Below are 22,023 nucleotides of genomic sequence, written 5' to 3'. Positions count from 1 at the left end.
CTTGTTATTCATTATCTATACCTCGGCCAATTCTTGCTTTCTAAATTGAGCAACAGCTTCTAAAAAGTTTTTTGCATCAGCAATATAATTTTTAGCAAACGCTTCTGTCGGCTCATTTTTATTAATTTGAAGGATAAATTCTTCAAAACCTCTATCTAATGAAATTCTATTATTAGCAATAAATTTTTCATCAAAATCTTTAATGATACCGGCATGCGTATTTGTTTTCTGATTCTCAGAAGTTAGTATTGCTTTAGCAGTATTCACCATAGAAGAATAGGAATGATAAATACTCGCAGCCCATTTACCTTCATCTAAGGTAGTTTGCGCTGTTTGTATTTTCTCTTCACTTTCAAACAAAAGTGTTGCGATTAAATCAATTACTACACCTGCACATTCACCTACTCCAATAGCTTTTACGTATTCTTCAGAATTTCCCCAATCGATAAAATCATCTGCAGTTAAATTATCTACACTTGTTAAATCTTTCAAGAAATCATAAAAATAATGCTCACCTTTTTCAGCATAATAATCTGGAAATGATAATTCACCTCCATTTGCATCAAAATCATTTAAAATTAATCGTAATGCCTCTGGACCTCTTTTACTAGGTATTTTTACAACCTTATCTGCAAACCTACCGTTACCGTTACCTATATTTCCACCACCTAATAAAACTTGTAGTGCTGGTGCAACTAATTTATCTTTTGTACGAACAGACATCCCTTGAAATCCAATATTTGCCATATTGTGTTGACCACAAGCATTCATACATCCACTAATTTTAATAACCACATCAGGATTATTAATATAGTCAGGGTATTCAATTTTCATTACTCGTTCCAACTCTTCAGCAATACCTGTACTACTAGCAATACCTAAATTACAGGTATCGGTACCAGGACATGCTGTTATATCGATAGCCTTATCATAACCCGCTTCAGTAAAACCTAATTTTTTAAGTTCCGTATAGAAAAAAGGAACCAATTCTTCTTTCACATACGGCACAACAATATTCTGACGCAAGCTTAGTCGAATTTCATCAGCTGCATACTTTTCAACCAAGTCAGCTAATGCTCTTGCTTCCTTAAGGTAAAAATCACCTAAAAGAACTTTAATACCGATTGCAACATATCCTTCTTGCTTTTGAGGGATAATATTTGTCGATTTCCAACTTTCAAATTCTGCTTGATCTTCAATAATTACCTCTGGTGTTGCAACCTCTGCAATTTTAACTTTTGGGTAGGCAGTCGCATCAATAGGAAAAGTTTTCATAGGAACAGCTATTTGCTCTTCTTCTAGTAACGCTTTAAAACCGTCTAATCCTAAATCTTTCAATAAGAATTTCAAACGTGCTTTTGCTCTACTTTTTCGCTCCCCGTATCTATCAAAAACACGAACTACGCCTTCCATTAAAGGAATAATTTTATCTGCAGCTAAAAAAGTGTACAATTCATCTGCATGTCTTGGTTGGGAACCTAATCCACCACCAAGCATTACTTTAAAACCTATTTCTCCATTTTCAATTTTAGCAATAAAGCCCAAATCATGCATGTACGAAAGTCCTGTATCTGCATCGCTAGAAGAAAAGGAAACTTTAAATTTTCTTCCCAATTCCTGACTAATTGGATTTCTTAAGAAATATTCGAATAAAGCATGCGCATATGGAGAAACATCGAAAGGTTCATCAACATCGATTCCTGCAGTTTCACTAGCTGTTACATTACGGACGGTATTTCCACAGGCCTCACGTAAGGTTATATCTGATTCTTCTAAATGGGCCCATAATTCTGGAGTTCTATTTAAATCTACATAGTGAATTTGAATATCTTGCCGCGTGGTAATGTGTAAACGACCTCGAGAATATTCTTCAGAAACATCAGATATAGTTCTTAATTGCTCTGATGAGACCTTACCATAAGGTAATTTAATACGAATCATCTGTACGCCTTCTTGACGCTGTCCGTAAACTCCTCTTGCTAAACGTAGACTACGAAATTTTTCTTCGTCAATCTTACCGTTATGGAACATATCGATTTTATTGGCTAATTCGATTATATCCTTCTCAACAATTGGATTCTCTATTTCTGATCTAAAACTTTGCATAATTTATTGAAGATGAATTCCACATTCTCTATTTTCTAGAGCTTTTACTGGGTCAAAATAATTTGTATTTTTTGGAAGATGATTTTTTTCTAACAATTCGTCTAATTCTTCATCTGACCAATAATAAAACGGACTAACTTTAAGAATACCATCTTTACTTAAACTCAAAATATCTTTAGAATTTCTATATTCAGTTTTTCTAACTCTAATATTAGTAAACCAAATATCTGGTGATTGTTCTTTTAAAGCCCTTCTAAAAGGTTCTAATTTCACAATTTCAGTAAACTCCTCATGGGTTGGTTCTTCAACCGAGGGAAAACCTAAGCGATGTTCTACATAGGCCCTAGTTTGTTTAGGAACATATGTATTTAAATTAAGGTTAAATCTGTTTTGTAAATATGCAGCATGGGCGTATGTTTCAGAAAGATTAAATCCTGTATCACACCATATTACATTAATATCGGGGTCCTTTTTACTAAAAGTACTAAGTAATACTGCCGAATATTTACCAAAACTTGTCGTAACAATTTTCTTTTCTGATAATTTTAATGCCCAATCAATAATTTCCTCTGGACTCTTATCTTTCAAGATCTGATTGTAGTATGCTAAATCGATGTCAATTTTCATAATTTATAATCCTATGGGTTTAATAGGATAATCAAAAATAATGCTTATCCACTAACTTAGACGTAAAAACCAAAACTTTATTTCATTTACCCTATAGATTTAATAGATTATTAACAAAATAAGGGTGAAAATGAGGATTATTCAGATCAATTTTAAAAATTTAATATGGTTTAATCAAGAAACAACTAAATCGGCCAATGTTGTATTTCTGTAAACAGCTAAGTTTGCATCTCGCACTTTAAGCATAAGCTTATTTACAGAGCATGTTTTTTCATCTGGGCAATCAACACATTTCTCATAAAAATTAAGACTTACGCAAGGTACCAAAGCAATTGGTCCCTCTAAAATGCGCATTACATCTGTCATTAATATTTCTTTCGGCTCTTTTATAAGATAATAACCCCCACCTTTTCCTTTCTTAGAACCTAGTATTCCTGTTTTTCTTAATGACAATAATATACTCTCAAGAAACTTCTGTGATATATTCTCTTGTTTTGAGATTTCAGCTATTTGAACCGGTTGTTTATCCTTTTGCGCTGCGAGGAAGGTCAAAGCTTTTAAACCATATTTTGTTTTTTTGGAGAGCATATGACGAATATAACAAAATTTAGTATTGTACTCTCAACTATTACCCAAGGCTTGATTCACATCTGCAATAATATCATCTACGTGTTCTAATCCAACTGAAACACGAACCATACCATCTGTAATGCCGCTTTGAGCTCTTTCATCAACAGACAATTTACTATGTGTAGTTGATGCAGGATGTGTAACAATACTTCTTGAATCACCTAGATTGGCTGACAAAGATAACAGCGCTATAGAATCAAAGAATTTTTGACCAGCACTTAATCCTCCTTTTACCTCAAATGCAACTACACAACCACCAGCTTTCATTTGTTTTTTCGCTATATCATATTTTGGATGTGATTTTAAAAACGGATATCGCACCCAATTCACCTTTTCATGGGCCTCCAAAAACTCAGCTAGTTTCAAAGCATTTTCACAATGGCGATCTACGCGAAGTGCTAAAGTTTCTAAACTCTTCGATAATACCCATGCATTAAAAGGTGAAAGTGCCGGACCTGTTATCCGAGAAAAACGATAAACTTTTTCTACCAAATCTTTACTACCAACAGTAATACCTGCTAAAACACGTCCCTGACCATCCATTAGTTTTGTGCCAGAATGAATTACCAAATCGGCTCCGAATTTTATGGGTTGTTGTAAATAAGGAGATGCAAAGCAATTATCAATAACCATTATTAAATTATGCTTTTTGGCTATTTTACCCAAAGCCTCTAAATCCAGAACATCTACACCAGGATTAGTTGGTGTTTCTGCATATATGATTTTTGTTTTTGGTGTAATTAAAACCTCGATAGTATTTAATTCATCAATTTTAAAATACGAATGACTAATATTCCATTTTGGGAAAAAATTATTAAAAAGTGAATGTGTAGACCCAAAAATACTACGAGCTGACAAAATATGGTCGCCACTATCCAATAACGCAGCCAATGTAGAAAATACCGCGGCCATACCTGAAGCAAAAGCAAAGCCATCTTCAGCACCTTCCATTTGGCAAACCTTTTCAATAAATTCAGAAGAATTCGGATTTGAGTATCGCGAATATATATTGCGCTCTTTTTCTTCTGCAAAAGAAGCGCGCATATCTTCAGCATCCTCAAAAACAAAACTTGAGGTTAAATACATTGGAGTCGAATGCTCCAAATATTGCGAACGCTCTAATTGGGTTCGAACGGCATTGGTTTCAAATTTCTTTTCCATTTTATTTTTAAATCAACATTAACCTTTTTCAGCAATTCTCAAAATATCACCAAATACCCCTCTTGCGGTTACTGCAGCGCCTGCTCCAGCCCCTTGAATAACTAATGGGTTTTTTCCGTAAGATTCTGTATATATTTCAATTATAGAATCAGAACCTTTTACTTGTCCTAATGCACTTTCTTTAGGCACCGAAATTAATTTTACATCAAGAATACCTTTTTCTTTTTGTAGATCACCATGCAAATCACCAACATAACGTAGCACATGACCTGGTTTCTGATTCTTTTTTATTTCGTTGAACTTATCATCTAATAAGTCAAGATTTTTCAAGAAGAAATCCACTTTTCCCTTTTGTAAATTTGATGGAATTAAGTTCTGTATTTTAATATCAGAAAACTCATTTTTTAATTCCAGTTCACGTGCAAGAATTAATAATTTTCTTCCAACATCGTTACCGGACAAATCTTCTCTAGCATCCGGCTCGGTAAATCCACTACGCATTGCCTCTTTTAATATCGAAGAAAATGGCGCATCAACCTCAGAAAAAGTATTGAAAATATAACTTAAACTTCCAGAGAAAACACCTTTTATTTGAGTGATATTTTCTCCTGAAAGATGTAATAATTTAATTGTATCAATCAATGGAAGACCTGCACCAACATTTGTTTCATACAGATACTGCTTTTGGTTTTTTAACAATTCTTCACGCAACAGCTGGTAATAATCATATCCTAAAGTATTAGCTATTTTATTTGAAGAAACTAAATCAAATCCATTTTCAACAAACTCGAAATAATTGGCTACAAAATCCTCGCTGGCCGTATTATCAACAACAATTAAGTTCTCTAAATGGTGTTTTTTAGCAAAATCAAAAATATCTTGAACTTTATACTTCTGACCTCTGTCTTTTAAAGCTGCCTTCCATGTTCTTGGGATACCCTTTTCAGATAAGAGCAATTTTTTAGAATTTGCTATTGCAAAAACGTTCAAATCAATTCCCTTTCTTTTTTCAATAGTTCGCGCGGATTTCAAAATTTGATCCACCAAAGTTCCACCTACATTACCATGACCAAAAAGTGCAAGGTTTATCTTTTTACTTATCCCAAAAATTTGACCGTGCATTACATTTAAAGCCTTATGCAAATCTGATTTTTTCACAACCAGACTCACATTTTTCCCTGTCACTGTATTATTGAATAATAGCGGTGTAATTTGATTTTTAATTAATGCATTATACGGTTTATGAAAAGAACTTAAATCCTGACCAATAATTGATATAACGGAGACATCGCTAGCTACCTTAATTAAATTAATGTCTTTCGCATGAAAATCACTTTCAAATTCCCTTTTTAAAACAGTTTTAGCACGCTGCGCATTCTCTGCATTCACCACTAATCCGATTCCTCTTTCAGATGAACCTTGTGAAATGATACTAACACTAATATTATTTTCACTTAAAGTTCTAAAAATACGAGCGTCAACACCAACTTTACCAAGTAATCCTCTTCCTTCAAGATTAACTAGTGCGACATTCTCAATTACAGAAAGTGATTTTATTCCTTCCTTATTTGTCTTAGCACTAATTAAGGTTCCCTCATTATCCTTATTAAAAGTATTGAGAATACGTAAGGGAATGTTTTTTTCTATTAATGGAATAATCGTTTTCGCATGTAAAATATTTGCCCCAAAACTGGCTAATTCATTAGCTTCTGCATATGACAATTCTGAAATGCGTTTAGCATCGACTACATAATCTGGGTTAGCCGTAAAAATTCCATCAACATGAGTATAATTTTGTAATTCCGAAGCATCCAAAAAATTTGCTATTAAAGCTGCAGAATAATTACTACCATTCCTACCTAATGTACTAGTTTCCTCTTCAATTGTTGAAGCAATAAAACCTGTAATAACAGGAACTGTATCCCCATGTAATTTAGAAAATTCGCGTAACATATTTTCTTTGGAAATAGCTTCTAATACTAACGCATCACCAAAATTATCATCGGTTTTTATCAATTTTCTAGAATCAATAAACTTAGCCTTAACACCTTTACCAATAAGTAATTTTGTAATAAGCTTTGCTGAAATAATTTCACCAAAAGCCATCACTTGGTCTTTTATTTTAGCACTATAATCACCTAAAAACGAAACTCCTTCTAAAAGTTTAAATAAACTGGCAAATTCTTTAGATAAATTTACATTTTTATAAGCTTGACCCTGATACTTTTCAAAGTTGGAAAAATCTTTAGCAAAATTAAGTCCGTTAGCAGCCTTATCAAGCATAATCTCCAATTGATCAGTTGCTTTCTCTCTTGCTGAAACGACCAATGCTATATTTTCACCATTATCTACTTTTGATTTAACAATCTCAAGAACATTACCTAAACCTTCGCCATTACTAAGTGATTTTCCACCAAATTTGAGAACTTTAACCTTACTGGACTTCCCATTATTATTGAAAATACCCGATAATAAATTTTGTACTTGATCAAATTCAATTAAAAAAGCATCATGGCCATGTAGCGATTGAACTTCACCATAAGTAACATTGCTATTCGCTTGCGCTAGTTGACGAAAAGTATCTTTGTTTTCTTTAGCTGTAAAAAATAAATCTGAATCCACACCAATAATATGAATATTGGTATCACTGTTTTGTAATGCATTAAAACGCTTATCTCCTTCTCTAGTAATATCAATTGTTCTCAGCAATTGATTCATTAATTTATATGCTGAAAGTTGAAATCGATCTTTAAGTTTTTCACCATGATGCATTAGCCAACTCTCCACATTAAATACTTGTAATTCTTCATTTGTACTTCGCTTAAATCTTTCTTTAAAAGATTCTGGAGTCCGATAGCATAACATTGCATGCATACGAGCATCATGTACGGGTTGTTTAGAATTAACTAAAAATTGCTCTTGAATTTGGCAATTCGCAATTAACCAATCGGTAGATTTCCAATCGGATGCCACAGGTATTAAATTCTCAGTAATATTGGGTTTAATAGCTGCCATTTCCCATGCTATTCCACCACCTAAAGATCCGCCAATAATGGCATATAAATTTTGAATATTCAGCTGTTCTAATCCAAGCAAAAACATTCTAGCCACATCGCTAGCTACAAAATCTTTATAATTATCTATAATAAAACCGTCATAACCATTACCAGGAATATTAAAAGATAATACGGTGTACTTTTTAGTGTCAATGCATTTATCTTCACCAACTAATGCATTCCACCATCCATCTTTACCAGTTACATTTGAATTTCCTGTTAATGCATGATTTACCAGTACAATTGGAGCTGCATGCAATTCTTTACCAAACAATTGATATGAAAGCTTAATATCTTGGGAAGCACCACTTAATGTGGTAAATTTTTTAAGATTTAATTCGTTTAGCATAATTCGCTTACCTAAAGAGTTACTATCTATATAAACGGAATCAAGTATAAATCAACTTGATTCCGTTAAATTAGCTGTGAAATTTATAAATCGAAATTTTTATTTAGATTGCTGCAAAAGCATTTTCTAAATCATTTTTTAAATCAGCAACATCCTCCAGTCCAACAGAAAGTCTTATTAAATCTTGACTAACACCAGCTGCTTCTTGTTGTTCAACAGTTAACTGTTGATGCGTTGTACTTGCAGGGTGAATAATCAATGATTTAGTATCACCAATGTTTGCTAACAAAGAGAATATTTTTGTAGCATCAGTTAATTTCTTAGCTGCTTCAAAACCACCTTTCACACCAAAGGTTACTAATCCACTCTGCCCTTTTGGCAAATATTCTTTAGCAAGTTCATTATACTTATTGCTTTTTAGTCCAGGATAGTTAACCCATTCAACTTCATCTCTACCTTCCAACCATGTTGCCAATTCTAAGGCATTAGCACTGTGCTGATTTATTCGTACCGAAAGCGTCTCTAAACCCTGTATAATTTGAAATGCATTAAATGGACTCAAAGCACCACCAAAGTCTCTTAAACCTTCTAAAATTAATTTAAATGTAAAAGCTGCAGCACCTAAGGCTTCACTATATACTAGTCCATGATAACCTGCACTAGGCTCGGTAAATTCAGGAAATTTTCCATTCGTCCAATCAAAAGTACCCGCATCAATAATAGCACCACCTAATGATGTACCCTGACCACCTATATATTTGGTAAGTGAATGAATAACTATATTAGCACCATATTCAATTGGATTTAAAAGTGCCGGAGAGGCAACTGTGTTATCAACTATAAAAGGTACTTGAGCAACTTTTGCAACTTTTGAAATTGCTTTTAAATCAAGTACATCCAATTTAGGATTCCCTAAAGACTCAACAAAAATAGCACGAGTATTATCTTGTATAGCAGCAGTAAAATTATCAGCATTAGATGCATCAACGAAAGTTGTTGTAATACCTAACCTAGGAAGCGTAACATTCAACAATGTAAATGTGCCGCCATATAAACTACTTGAAGCTACAATATGATCACCAGCCTTTAAAAGAGTCATAAGACCTCCTGAAATTGCAGCCGCGCCTGAAGCAAATACTACTGCTCCTGCTCCACCTTCTAATGCAGCTAATCTTTCCTGTAAAATCTGGTTTGTTGGATTATTTAAACGCGTATAAATAAAACCTAATTCACCAAGTGAAAATAAATTTGCCGCATGATCCGTATCATTAAAAACATACGAAGAAGTTTGATAAATAGGCACAGCTCTTGTACCTCCAGTTTGTGTTGTGTCGTGCCCTGCATGTAAGGCATTTGTTGAGAATTTAAGATCACTCATAACTTTTGATTTTTAAAATATTACTAGTTCGATTAAAAATCCAAACAACGAACAGCATCATAAGCAGTCGTATAAAATCAAAAAGTTATTAAGAAAGTAAAAATTACAATAGTAATTCATTTTCGTTATCTGTCCGCCAATGGCCGATAGAACGTAGCACCTTCTTTGACCCGACAGGTTATCGGTATTCAAAGGGTTGCTAAGGCATCAAAGGGTCTATTCCCTCAACCTTTCTTGATAACAATTCAATAAGTGTTTGAACTTAGAAAAAACAAATATATGTTCAGGAATTTAATATTCCTTACTTTTTTTGAAAAATTTACAATTTAAAGGCTTCTTTCACTTGGTCAACCATATCTAATTTTTCCCAAGTAAATAATTCAACTTCTTTCTCAATGCGTCCGTTATAAGGCGATTCGAATACTTTTTTTACAACTTTAGAATCCTTACCCATATGACCATAGGCTGCAGATTCTAAATAAATAGGATTTCTCAATTTCAAGCGCTCTTCAATAGCGAAAGGTCTCATATCAAACAATCGTTCAACAATTTTAGCTATTTGTCCATCTGCCATATCAACATTTGAAGTACCATAGGACTCAATAAAAATAGAAGTTGGTTTTACAACTCCAATTGCGTAACTAACTTGTACCAAAACCTCATCGGCTACCCCTGCAGCAACTAAGTTTTTAGCAATATGTCTTGCTGCATAAGCCGCACTTCTATCAACTTTACTTGGATCTTTGCCACTAAAAGCTCCTCCTCCATGTGCTCCTTTACCACCGTAAGTATCAACAATTATCTTACGGCCTGTTAATCCTGTATCGCCATGGGGGCCTCCAATCACAAATTTACCCGTTGGATTAATATGGTATTCTATTTGATCATCAAAAAGGTCCTGAATAGTTTTAGGCAATTGCTCTTTGACTAATGGAATCAGAATCTCTATTATATCTTTTTTAATTTTTGCCAGCATCTTTTCATCATCCTGATCAAAAGCATCATGCTGTGTCGAAACTACGATTGTATCTATTCTTTGAGGTACATTATCATCTGAATACTCAATTGTAACCTGAGATTTAGCATCTGGTCTTAGATAATCAATTTGCTTATTCGCTCTTCGTAATTCCGCCAGAACTTGAAGGATTTTATGAGATATATCTAAAGCTAATGGCATATAATTCTCCGTTTCTTTGGTAGCATAACCAAACATCATACCTTGATCACCTGCACCTTGTTCTTCTTTAGAACCTCGATCTACACCTTGATTAATTTCTTGAGATTGTTCGTGTATTAAAGAAATAACCCCACAAGAATCTCCACTAAATTGATATTCACCTTTAGTATAACCTATTTTATTGATTACATCTCTAGCAATGTTTTGAACATCCAAATAGGTATTACTCTTTACTTCTCCAGCAAGAACTACCTGACCTGTTGTTACAAGAGTTTCACAGGCTACTTTACTTTCTGGATCAAAAGCCAAAAAATGATCTAATAATGCATCACTAATTTGATCCGCAACTTTATCTGGGTGTCCCTCACTAACCGATTCTGAAGTAAACAAATACGACATACACTTCTTTTTTATCTAGTATAAGGATTATGATTGTTGCAACTGCGAAAGAAGTTTGATTTGAATTAAATCAAAATCAACTGCTTTAGCATTTTTATAGAGGTTGCAATCAGACAAATCCTTCCTCATTAATTAATGAGGTCAAAATTACGACTTACTTTCGTAAATAAAAACAGAAGTATAAAAACAAATACAGCATCAACAATAAAACACTAATATTCAAGTAGTTTTTTCTTAAAAATCAAACCTTTAAGTTTATTAACAAATTTTATGTAGTAATAAATTAAATTAACAGGATAAGACAATCGATAAAAACCTTTTGCATAAAGCATCGGCTTAATTTTAACTAAAAATCTAAAGGTTTTCTCTGGAAACAAAACAAAACGCCTAATAAGGCTCAACTTACTTTCTCTTAGCTGAGTGTGCTCATAACTAACACCAACTTCATTATTTCCTACATTCTGATAAAATCCTTTTGAGATTTCATGCATAAATTTTATTTTCTTCTTATCTGCAAATAATCCCAATCTAAGTGCAAGGTCTGTCATATATTCCTGAACAACGTTGTGCTCGTAGCAGATAACTTTTAAATCATCAATTAATTGGCAATATTCTGCAAACATAAATTCTTGCATTGGAGCAATATGTTCAAAATAAACAGTACGCTCTCTTTCCTCATAACGTTCTATTGAATAATCTCCTGCTTTATTTCTATAACCGATGGTACTTCCGTGAGGGGCAGCCAACAATTGCTCATACAATTGTCTATTAGCCATCAAAACATTATCCGAAGGACTTGCAGTTGGATAAACAGAAAAATTTAAACCATATCTCTTTGTTGACTCAGTAATTTTATACCCTTCTTTTAAACCCAAATAGAAACCTTGAACATTAACTTTATCTTCAAAAAAAGCATGTATACATTCTTGCATAGTTCCACGCCAGCCGACATCAACCACATTCATTCCTTCGTTTTCAAAATCTATACCGAATGAATTAATGTAATTCTGAAAAGCTAATCTTTGCTTATTTCTGCTTTTTTCATAATTCAGTTCAAACTTTTCATTATTCTTCAATTTTATAAAAATTTCAGAATTATAAAAATCAACAATCATTTCATTCTGATCGCAATCTATTTCATCAGCAATTTCTTTTATTAAATCATCTTTAAACAAAAAGGATTTTAAAAAATTCTCAACCGAGATATTAGCATCCTTTCGTTCCATGTGCTCAAAATATTCCACATCCAATTCTTTATGTGAAATTTGCATTGTAGAAGCTCTTGATGCTTTAAAATAATGTGCTTTTATTGAATCTTCCGGGTTTAAATCCACTGTTTTTTGATAATGGTCAAAAAGTCTTTTTAAGAAATAGCCTTCCCTAGAAATAAAAAACAAGTTTTTAATTTGTTTTTTCTTCGATTCCTTATAAAGCCGCTCAATAAAAGTGTGAAAGAGAATAATATATTCACCGTAAGCATAACTACTTCTACTACTTCTTTCTTCTAATTCACGATTAACCCTTTCGTAATCATTTTGATCACTACCAAACAACTTAAATTTACTATTAATTTTACGCTGCATATTGGCAACATGTACAGCTTCTATACCATGCTTATTAGCATTAAGACAATCGCTCTGTTTATTATCTCCAAACATTATTACTTCACTTGGTTGCAACTCAAGTTCATTTAAAACGTTAAGATATAAACTACCCTTATTTTCTTTACTAGCTTCACGTGATGATGATACATAAACATCATCAAATAAATCAGATAAACCATGAAGTTTTAACAACTCCAAGATGTGTCCTTTTGATAAATAAAAATCTGAAACACAATAAAGTTTATACCCTTTATTCTTCAACTTATATAATTGTTCTTTAACCTTCTTATTAACAAATTGAACATCAAATTCAGATTGAATATCCGCGGCACTAGAATACGTTAAAAATTGATCAAAAGTCCAATTTCTAACAATATCATGGTTCATAAGTCTATTATAGACTTCACTAATTAATATTCGATAAGGTATTTCAGAGGATTTTTTTTCTAGCTTGTCACTAAGGTGGTCTAACGAAGCTTTTCTAATAAAGAACAAATCATCAATTGCCAAATCGAGACCGAGCTCTCTAATCATAGCTTTTGACCACAACTTTAAGACATAGTGTGGATGAACAGTTCTATGAAGTAGGGTGTCATACAGATCACAAAAAACTGTAGTACACTTCGTGGATTTCTCCACTGCACTAAATAATTTATTCATTTGGGGCGGTATTCAGTACCTACTCAATAATTTTTTATGTGATTTTTAATTGAATTTCAGACAATTAAAAAAATGACAAAAATTTATTTTTGTAAGCTATTTATATAATATACGTAAATTCTCAACTTTTCGATTACGAAAAACGTAAATATTATTATCAAAGTTACATCTGAAATGTTCATTTTAACAATTCTTTTTATTAAAAAATTATTAAAAGAGAAAATAATGAACTTTTCGAAAGTGATTATCGAAGAAAATAATAATCAAGTTTTTACTCTTTGTTAACTAAAAAGAGCATAAAAAAAAACGAATTTCATTTGCGATTTTTTTTTATTCTTATTTAAAAGGAATTGAAAATATAATTAAACAGTAAAATTATACTTGGATAAATAACGAAACATTTTCACTTAGTCTTGATAACTCGTATCTTGTGCTTCACAATTTTTTTTTAAGCTAACCATAAAGCAGAATTACAAATGCATATTGCTGTTGCAGGAAACATCGGAGCAGGTAAAACAACATTAACAAAGCTACTTGCCAAACATTATAAATGGGATGCTCATTTTGAAGAAGTAGTAGACAATCCTTATTTAGATGATTTTTATAATCAAATGGAACGTTGGAGTTTTAATCTTCAAATTTATTTTCTGAACAGTAGATATCGACAAATACTACAAATTAGAGAAAGTGGTAAAAGTGTGATACAAGATAGAACCATATATGAAGATGCTCATATTTTTGCACCCAATTTGCATGCAATGGGATTAATGACAAATAGAGATTTTCAAAATTATTCTAGCTTATTCGAATTAATGGAAAGTTTAGTTCAACCACCAGATTTAATGATTTACTTACGAAGTTCTATTCCGAATTTGGTTAGTCAAATACATAAAAGAGGTCGCGACTACGAAAACACTATCTCTATAGATTACTTAAGTAGATTAAACGAAAGGTACGAAGCTTGGGTACATAGCTACGAGAAAGGTAAACTTTTAATAATTGATGTTGACAACCTCGATATTGTTGAAAATCCTGAAGACTTAGGCGTTATTATTACAAAAATCGATGGTGAAATTAACGGTCTTTTTTAGATGAACTGATTTATTTTTGCGTGTTCAATAACTTCTTGACTATTATCTACAATCAAAATTGGAGCTAGTTCAAAACTCTTTACCAAGTCTCGAATTCTTGTCATTCGCCTAACATCATTTACACTACGTAAATAGATTGCTTTTACTTGTTTTGGATATTTTTTAGCCACATCAATATAAATATCTGCATCTTTTTCTCCACAATCGCCAAATAGTAGAAAAGATAATTTTGGGTAGGTTTTAAGGATGTTTAATATCTCATGTTGTTTATGAGGTTTTTCAGTTTTTTTGCCAAAACTCGCCATGCTTCGTAAGAGAATAGGCCCTTTTGGAAAATTATTGGTTTGTAAAAATAGTTCCAAATAACGATAGAGATTCCAAGGACTATGACTTACATAAAAAATAGGATTGGCATTATTACCTGACTTTCCGCGATGTAATAAATGATATAATTCAGCAGTACCCTCTAAAGGTTTTCTTGAAATTGCACGGGTAAAGAAAGTGTTAATTAACACTCTCCATTTAATAGAAGAAACTACTCCAGTATGTAGGATGGTATCGTCAATATCACTGATAACTCCAAAATCTGAAGTCTGAGCAGGTATCAACATCTCCCCTGGAAATCGATTCTGATGCAGAACTTCACGTTTTAAATTCATATCAGCATAAGAAATTTCAAAATTTACCCAACCTTCTGAGTTCGTTAATTCGGACAAATCATCTCTAGCTTCATCTATTAAGTAATAACCATGATTATCAGTTTTAGTCGTTAGACTTCTAGCATCACCCAAATCAACTTTTACCTCTGCATGCTTTATTTCATCCGTTTCAAAACGTTTCCAAGTATTTTTTAATAAGTTGAAAAATCCTTTTTCAGCTAAATCTATTCTTTCATCTTCCAACGCTCTACCCCGTAAATAAAGATGTTTTTCAGTCCCGTAAGTCTGAAATGAAATAATTTGAAGCTTATCTTTTTTTCCAAATAGTGCCATATCATCAAATATAGAAAAACTAGTACTGCTATCTAATAGTCTAGATTTTAAAAAAGTCGCGTTTACTAATTAAAAAGAGCAGTTCACTCATTCTACATTTTATTAAGTAATACAAAGTTATAGGTTTGATAATATGTTTAACCAAGTTCTATTGATGTTACTAATGGCGTCTTGAACACAAAACTTAAATTATGGAATTAAAAAAGAATCCAAAAAAAGACTTAAACAAAAATAGAGGACTATATTTTGTTGCAGGTTTAGCATTAATCATGCTTTTGACTTATGTTGCTTTAGAGTATAAAACCTATGACAAGGCAGATTATGTTTCGCAAAGTATGAACATTGATGAGGAAATACTAGAAGAAGTACCGATAACAATTCAATTTACACCGCCTCCACCCCCACCTCCACCAGTAGCGCCAACTATAATCGAAATAGTAGATGATGAAAAAATTATAGAAGAAACAATTATTGAAACATCAGAAACTGACCCTGATGCACCAGTTTTAGAAGTTGAAGATATTGAAGTTGCTGAAATAGATGAAGATGAGCCTATACCATTTATGGCTATAGAAGATGTACCTATTTTTCCGGGTTGCGAAAAGGAAAAAGAAAAAGGGGCTGAAGCAACGCGCGCTTGTTTTCAAAAAATGATGAACAAACATATATCAAAGAATTTTAGATACCCAGAAATTGCGCAAGAAATGGGAATCCAAGGAAAGGTAAATATTATGTTTATTATTCAAAAAGACGGTAATATAGGTAATGTTCGCTTGCGCGGACCAGACAAATCATTAGAAAAAGAAGCCGCTCGTATCATAGACAAATTACCAAAAATGACTCCAGGAAAACAAAGAGGAAAAGCCGTAAAGGTTCCATTTAGTATTCCAATAAATTTCAAACTTCAATAACAAAAAAAAGAGGCAAGTTCTTTCAACTTGCCTCTTCATATTTGATAAATTAGAATTCTATTTTCGAATATCAACTTTTTCAATAGTCATCTCAGTTGCTTTTCCTTTTGATGCAATAGTTGCATTTTCAAAAATTTCTAATTGAGATTTCACTTCAGATTCAGTTCCTTTAAAAACTTTCTCTTCTGTTACTTTTTGTCCGTTTACTACAGTTGTATATGCTATTGTAGCTTGTGCCAAATCAGTATTTTCTGCACTCATTTCTATGTTTATTTCTTTAGCAGACTCATCATAAGCAACACCAGTAACATCCATAGCAATACTCGGTGCAATTACTAAAGCAACAACAGACATTAATTTAAGTAAAATATTTAATGAAGGACCAGAAGTATCTTTAAATGGATCACCTACAGTATCACCAACCACAGCTGCTTTGTGGGCATCGGTTCCTTTTCGTCCGTCAGATTCAATCATCTTTTTGGCATTATCCCAAGCACCACCAGCATTAGATTGAAAAATTGCCATTAACACACCACATGTGGTCACCCCAGCTAATAGTCCACCTAACATTTCAGCACCACCAATAAATCCTACAGCAACTGGAACGATAATCGCTAATAAACCTGGTAATACCATTTCTTTAATAGAGGCTTTTGTAGAAATATCAACGCATTTATCATATTCAGCTAATCCGTCAGCAGCATCAAATATAGCTCGTTGCTCTGGAGTAGCCTTAGACATATCAGAATCCACAGCTCTCATTACTTCCAATGCTGCTTTCAGTTGTGGAATATCTCTAAACTGGCGTCTAACTTCTTCAATCATTGCCATTGCAGCACGACCAACAGCGTTCATAGATAAAGCAGAAAATACAAATGGCAGCATTCCACCAACTAACAGTCCGGCCATTATTTTTGGTTGAGAAACATCAATAGAAGTTACATTTGCTACTTTCATAAATGCAGAGAATAAAGCCAAAGCTGTTAATGCAGCAGAAGCGATAGCAAAACCTTTACCGATTGCAGCAGTTGTGTTACCAACAGCATCTAATTTATCTGTACGTTCACGCACTTCTGAATCTAATTCTGCCATTTCTGCAATACCACCAGCATTATCAGAAATTGGTCCGTAAGCATCAACTGCTAATTGAATACCTGTATTGGCCAACATACCTACAGCTGCAATTGCAATACCATATAATCCAGCACAATAATGAGATATTAAGATAGCCGCCGCAATTAATAGAATAGGAATCATGGTAGACATCATACCAACACCCAAACCTGCAATAATATTTGTAGCAGCACCAGTTTCAGACTGTGCTACAATTGAGTTTACTGGTTTTGTACCTGTACCCGTATAGTATTCAGTTATTTTACCTACTCCCAAACCAGCAATTAAACCGGCAAGTGTTGCATAAAATATTCCCATTGCCCCCATTGGCAAACCTTCAACAGATTCAGGAATTAATGCCTTAATAATAAAGTAAGATGCAACTACCATTAAACCTGCAGAGCCAAACTCACCAATATTTAAAGCAGTTTGTGGGTTTCCACCGTCCTTTACTTTTACAAAGAAAGTACCCACAATCGACATTAAAATACCAACAGCCGCCAATACCAAAGGAAGATATACAGCACCTAAACCAGCAAAATCTGGTGTAATAATAAAAGCACCCAAAACCATTGTACCGATAATAGAACCCACATAAGACTCAAATAAATCAGCTCCCATTCCTGCAACATCACCAACATTATCACCTACGTTATCTGCAATTGTAGCTGGATTCAACGGATGGTCTTCTGGAATACCTGCTTCAACCTTACCTACTAAATCTGCACCTACATCAGCAGCCTTTGTATAAATACCACCTCCTACTCTAGCAAAAAGTGCAATTGAGGAAGCCCCTAAAGAGAAACCTGATAATACATTTAACACTAAGTTCAAATTCTCAGCACCGGGCCACATCATTTGGTACACTATAAATAAACCACTAAGGCCTAAGACACCAAGACCAACAACACCTAAGCCCATTACAGCGCCACCAGCAAAAGCAACTTCAAGAGCTTTACCTAAAGATGTTTTGGCCGCTTGAGTTGTTCTTACATTAGCTTTTGTTGCCACTTTCATACCTATAAATCCTGCCAAAGCAGAACATATGGCCCCTATTACAAAAGATAAAGCTACCATTCCATTAGAACCAGTTTCATTACTTCCTTTGAAGAACAGCAAAATAGCTACAGCTATTACAAAGATTGCTAATATTTTATACTCCGCTTTTAAGAAAGACATAGCCCCATCTGCTATATTCTTAGCTATTCTAGCCATTTTTGCATCACCTACTTCTTGTTTAGACACCCACATATTTTTCACAAAAACAAAAAGGAGAGCCACTACACCAAATACTGGCAATAATTGAATTAATAATTCCATATTTAATTAGTTATTTAATTGGTTTATACGTTGTTTTTAAACGATGCCTAATGTAGTAAAATTGATGAGAATAAAAAAAAGCCACTCTTAATTAAAAGAATGGCTTTTTTTTAGGTGTTTTATTAACTATATCATAAAAGTTCGCTTGTCTTTGTGCTCGCTTTCATTATATCTTTTTACACATTCGTGATAGATTTTAACTGCTTGTTCAGCATTACCCCAACCACCAACATCAACTTTTTTCTTTTCTAAATCTTTATAGACTTGGAAGAAATGTTCAATTTCTTTAATTCTATGAGGGTTTATATCTGCCAAATCATTTTTTTGATTCCAAATTGGATCAGAGACAGGCACACAAATTATTTTCTCATCTGGCCCTTTCTCATCCTCCATATAAAAAACACCAATTGGCTTTACCTCAACAACTACCATCGGGTAAGTAGGTTCTGTACACATTACCAGAACATCCAATGGATCTTGATCCATGGCTAAGGTCTCGGGTATAAAACCATAATCACCTGGGTACATCATTGATGAGAATAAGGTTCTATCAAATCGAATTTTATTTAATGTAAAATCATATTCATATTTATTTCTACTCCCTTTAGGAATTTCAATTAAAACATCAAAAACTATAGATTTACTTTTAGCCATTTATATCATTTTTTTAAAGCTGCGAAGTTACTAAAAAATAGAGGTTTGTTAGTGATGAAACGACAAAAAGCCAGGTAAATTATACTTAACTTAACTAATAATTATTGAAAGCTTAAAACATAATTAAAATGAAGAAAAAGTAAGGTTAAAAATTAAACCCAAAAGTGCCAGTAACACCGAATTTTCTTGCATCCGGATTATCTAAATAGTTACCTCTAAAATTGAAATCAATTCTAAAAATTTTAAAGATGTTACCAATACCAAATGAGTATTCGTAATATATCTTATCTGAAGGGGCTTGCAAAGGTGTAGTCCCTGCTGCTGGAGCGTTTAAGGCTAAGTTTTCATCAGATAAATCACCCCAAACTCCACGCAAACCTATAATCTCTCGTAAGTTCAATTTTCTAATTAAGGGAATTCTCGAAAATAACCTTCCATTAAAATTATGTTCCAAATGTACGGAAGCATAAGTATCTGTAACAAACTCATAAAAATCGAGGTTTGGAAAGGTCCCATAATTCGAGAAAAAAGTTTGGTTACCTGGCACAACGCTAAGAAGTCCTAATGGAACTTCGCCAAAAGTCTTACCTAATTCAACCGTACTAGTTAACCTTCCAAATCCACCAACTTGCCATGGTTGACTATAAGAGAATTGCAATTTATCATAATCGAAATCACTTCCCCATATTCCATCAATACCTTTAGTATACTTTAATAAAATTGTACTGTAACTATCATTAATATCTCTTCTTTCTACACCATAACCAATCGTTCGCTTTCCTGGAGTATAAATAATAATTGTCTGAAAATCGAACTGTTCTATTTCAGATGCGACTCCACTAACAGTATTCGGGTTAATATAGTCGAGACTAAAATCTTGTGGTAGTGCAGAACTCAAGGTTCTGAAGGTACCTCCAACTCCAATTCTAAAATTGGTTAAAGGTTCCATTTCAACATTAAACGCACTTAAATTAATATTTGTCAGCCTATTATTAGCACCCACAGTTAACAAGGATGATGAGGCTATGCTTCTTCCTAAAACATCATTTGTTGCCGTTAAACTAACACCCAACTGTTCTATATCCCTTCTATTACCTCCAGAAATAATTAATCGACTTTTCTTGTCTAATAAAACTTTTCCAGCAAGACCATGTTTAACCTTCTGATCAGCAAAACCATAAGCCATATAGCCTTCCAATCGCCACGGGTCATTCTCTCCAAAATAGGTTCTAAGTCCAGCTCTAACTCTCGCACCTTCGGCATCGTTATAACCAAAAACGTCATAAACAGAGCCAATATCTAAATTCCATTTATCAATTTCTACATAACCAGAACCTAAAATACTAACGACATTATAGTACGATTTAAACTTGGGGACCGTTTTTAACGTATCTAACAGTTTGTATATTCCAGTCTCATCCTTATTTAAATCTTCTAATCTATTTTCTTTCCAGAAAGAATCATCTTTTACAATGGTGGCTGGGTCAAAAGGGTTTTTATCTACCTTATAATATTCCTTAGGAAGTTCTTTATCAAATTCATAATTATCATAAACTGTGGTACGTTTTCCATAAACACCTCGTGATTCTTCTTTCTTTTGAAAGCTAAAATCACTTAACATATAATCTCTTTTCAAAAGAAAAATAGAATCATTAACCACATCAAATTCTTGCTCTATATAAATCTCTTTAACCCAATTTATATTAGCACTCTTCGTCACTTCAAGGTTAATATTTTTAATAGCATAGGTAGAATCATTCACCCAAAAGTCACCTTTAAAAGTAAGTTCATTTTTTCTTCTCGGATAATACACAATATTATAGCACCACTTATTATCTACAAAAGCACTATCGCGCAAAGCATAATTATAAGTATCTACACCTGTTCGAGATAATGGACTCGTAAAACTCTTGTCAAAAAATTTCAAGTAATTATCATAGATGTCATAATCTTGATAGAGGTCAGAAACAAATGCAAGTATCGCTTGATTATTATCAAACCCTGAATTTTTATTACCTAATATTTTTTCTTTTTCTTCATTCAGTATATTATCACCTTTAACTGTTGAAAAAGTCTCATTTAAAAATATTGGCAGGTAGGTTTTTCCGGTAATACGCGAAGTATCTAAATCATCAAAAACGAATTCGAGCCCTTTAAAAATTTTCTTTTTCATAAGAGCACTATCAATGGTATTGAGGTCAAATTCTATTTTCTCATACTTATTAAAGGCATATTGATTGAATTTTCGAACCCCATTCTCACGCTTTTTAGCCCAAATTTTCTTAAGTATTTCTACCGCAGGATTATTCTTTTTTGATTGTTTCCCAGAAATTAAAATAACTTCGTTTAGTTGCTCCGTTTCGTCCTCCATTTTAATCTCCATCTCGTAGGTAACTTTTTGCGACAACTGTATTTCCTGAGTTTTAAATCCCAAAAAGGAAACAATTAAAGTTTCATAGGTATTATCAGATTCCATATAAAACCGACCATTATCGTTAGTAATAGTACCTTCTGTAGAATTTTTAAAAAGCACATTTGCAAAAGCAACTGGTTCTCCAAAACCATCCAGAACAATACCACCAACCTTACTTTGTGAAGAACCTAAATAGGAAATAATAAAAAGAAATAGGAAGAATATTTTTTTCATAGCCGTAGTGTTCTCTATCTGTTGTAAACAAATAACATACCAAAAAAGACAATTTTAAAATATAGATGTTGCATATATCAAATTCATTTTTTTTCGTCTTTTAAATTAAAAATCATCTAATTAACCTAACAACAATTAGCAAGTTGAC

General features: G+C 33.0%; 14 protein-coding genes and 1 riboswitch. Of the genes, 2 read left to right on the top strand and 12 right to left on the bottom strand.

Going from position 1 to position 22,023, the window contains the following annotated elements; genetic code table 11:
• Positions 1-15 precede the first annotated feature (15 nt).
• From ABJF52_RS18205 to ABJF52_RS18170, 8 genes are all read right to left on the bottom strand, one after another.
• A complete protein-coding gene (locus ABJF52_RS18205) occupies positions 16-2,106 on the bottom strand; it encodes a nitrite reductase (RefSeq protein WP_348153476.1) in 2,091 nt (696 codons plus the stop codon).
• 3 nt (positions 2,107-2,109) lie between these two features.
• Positions 2,110-2,733, bottom strand: coding sequence for a phosphoadenosine phosphosulfate reductase family protein (locus ABJF52_RS18200; RefSeq protein ID WP_348153474.1), 624 nt, complete (start codon positions 2,731-2,733; stop codon positions 2,110-2,112).
• 174 nt (positions 2,734-2,907) lie between these two features.
• Entirely contained in the window at positions 2,908-3,321 is a 414-nt protein-coding gene (locus ABJF52_RS18195; RefSeq protein WP_348153473.1) for an Rrf2 family transcriptional regulator, read from the bottom strand.
• A gap of 33 nt (positions 3,322-3,354) precedes the next feature.
• Positions 3,355-4,524, bottom strand: a complete 1,170-nt coding sequence (locus ABJF52_RS18190) for an aminotransferase class I/II-fold pyridoxal phosphate-dependent enzyme (RefSeq protein ID WP_348153471.1) — start codon at positions 4,522-4,524, stop codon at positions 3,355-3,357.
• 18 nt (positions 4,525-4,542) lie between these two features.
• Entirely contained in the window at positions 4,543-7,929 is a 3,387-nt protein-coding gene (gene thrA / locus ABJF52_RS18185; RefSeq protein ID WP_348153469.1) for a bifunctional aspartate kinase/homoserine dehydrogenase I, read from the bottom strand.
• A gap of 103 nt (positions 7,930-8,032) precedes the next feature.
• A complete protein-coding gene (locus tag ABJF52_RS18180) occupies positions 8,033-9,307 on the bottom strand; it encodes an O-acetylhomoserine aminocarboxypropyltransferase/cysteine synthase family protein (protein ID WP_348153467.1) in 1,275 nt (424 codons plus the stop codon).
• Between the two features lie 122 nt (positions 9,308-9,429).
• A riboswitch (SAM riboswitch) is annotated at positions 9,430-9,551 on the bottom strand.
• Between the two features lie 75 nt (positions 9,552-9,626).
• Complete coding sequence (gene metK, locus ABJF52_RS18175; protein WP_348153465.1) at positions 9,627-10,883, bottom strand: methionine adenosyltransferase; 1,257 nt, start codon at positions 10,881-10,883, stop codon at positions 9,627-9,629.
• A gap of 212 nt (positions 10,884-11,095) precedes the next feature.
• The gene (locus tag ABJF52_RS18170; RefSeq protein WP_348153463.1) at positions 11,096-13,147 is read right to left on the bottom strand and encodes an HAD family hydrolase; all 2,052 of its coding nucleotides are present in this window, start codon (positions 13,145-13,147) and stop codon (positions 11,096-11,098) included.
• 476 nt (positions 13,148-13,623) lie between these two features.
• Here ABJF52_RS18170 and ABJF52_RS18165 point away from each other — a divergent pair, with 476 nt between their 5' ends.
• Positions 13,624-14,238 (top strand): deoxynucleoside kinase, encoded by a 615-nt coding sequence (locus ABJF52_RS18165; protein WP_348153461.1) that lies wholly within the window; start codon positions 13,624-13,626, stop codon positions 14,236-14,238.
• Here the strand turns inward: ABJF52_RS18165 and ABJF52_RS18160 are convergent.
• Positions 14,235-15,230 (bottom strand): phosphatase domain-containing protein, encoded by a 996-nt coding sequence (locus tag ABJF52_RS18160; protein ID WP_348153460.1) that lies wholly within the window; start codon positions 15,228-15,230, stop codon positions 14,235-14,237. The two genes, ABJF52_RS18165 and ABJF52_RS18160, sit on opposite strands and share 4 nt — an antisense overlap.
• 191 nt (positions 15,231-15,421) lie before the next feature.
• On the opposite strand from ABJF52_RS18160, the gene ABJF52_RS18155 reads away from it, so the two are divergent.
• Complete coding sequence (locus ABJF52_RS18155; protein ID WP_348153458.1) at positions 15,422-16,141, top strand: energy transducer TonB; 720 nt, start codon at positions 15,422-15,424, stop codon at positions 16,139-16,141.
• A gap of 57 nt (positions 16,142-16,198) precedes the next feature.
• Here the strand turns inward: ABJF52_RS18155 and ABJF52_RS18150 are convergent, their stop codons facing one another.
• From ABJF52_RS18150 to ABJF52_RS18140, 3 genes are all read right to left on the bottom strand, one after another.
• Complete coding sequence (locus ABJF52_RS18150) at positions 16,199-18,574, bottom strand: sodium-translocating pyrophosphatase (protein WP_348153457.1); 2,376 nt, start codon at positions 18,572-18,574, stop codon at positions 16,199-16,201.
• Between the two features lie 126 nt (positions 18,575-18,700).
• On the bottom strand, positions 18,701-19,228 hold the full coding sequence (locus ABJF52_RS18145; protein ID WP_348153455.1) for an inorganic diphosphatase: 528 nt from the start codon (positions 19,226-19,228) through the stop codon (positions 18,701-18,703).
• Positions 19,229-19,373: 145 nt separating this feature from the next.
• Positions 19,374-21,875: a DUF5686 family protein gene (locus ABJF52_RS18140; RefSeq protein ID WP_348153454.1), complete on the bottom strand. Its 2,502-nt coding sequence runs from the start codon at positions 21,873-21,875 to the stop codon at positions 19,374-19,376.
• Between the last annotated feature and the right edge of the window lie 148 nt (positions 21,876-22,023).

Origin of the sequence: Aurantibacter sp. (assembly GCF_039941195.1) — a bacterium.
Taxonomy (GTDB): Bacteria; Bacteroidota; Bacteroidia; order Flavobacteriales; family Flavobacteriaceae; genus Aurantibacter_A.
Note: the sequence above shows the minus strand (reverse complement) of the source record. Positions and strands in the feature narration are given on the sequence as shown.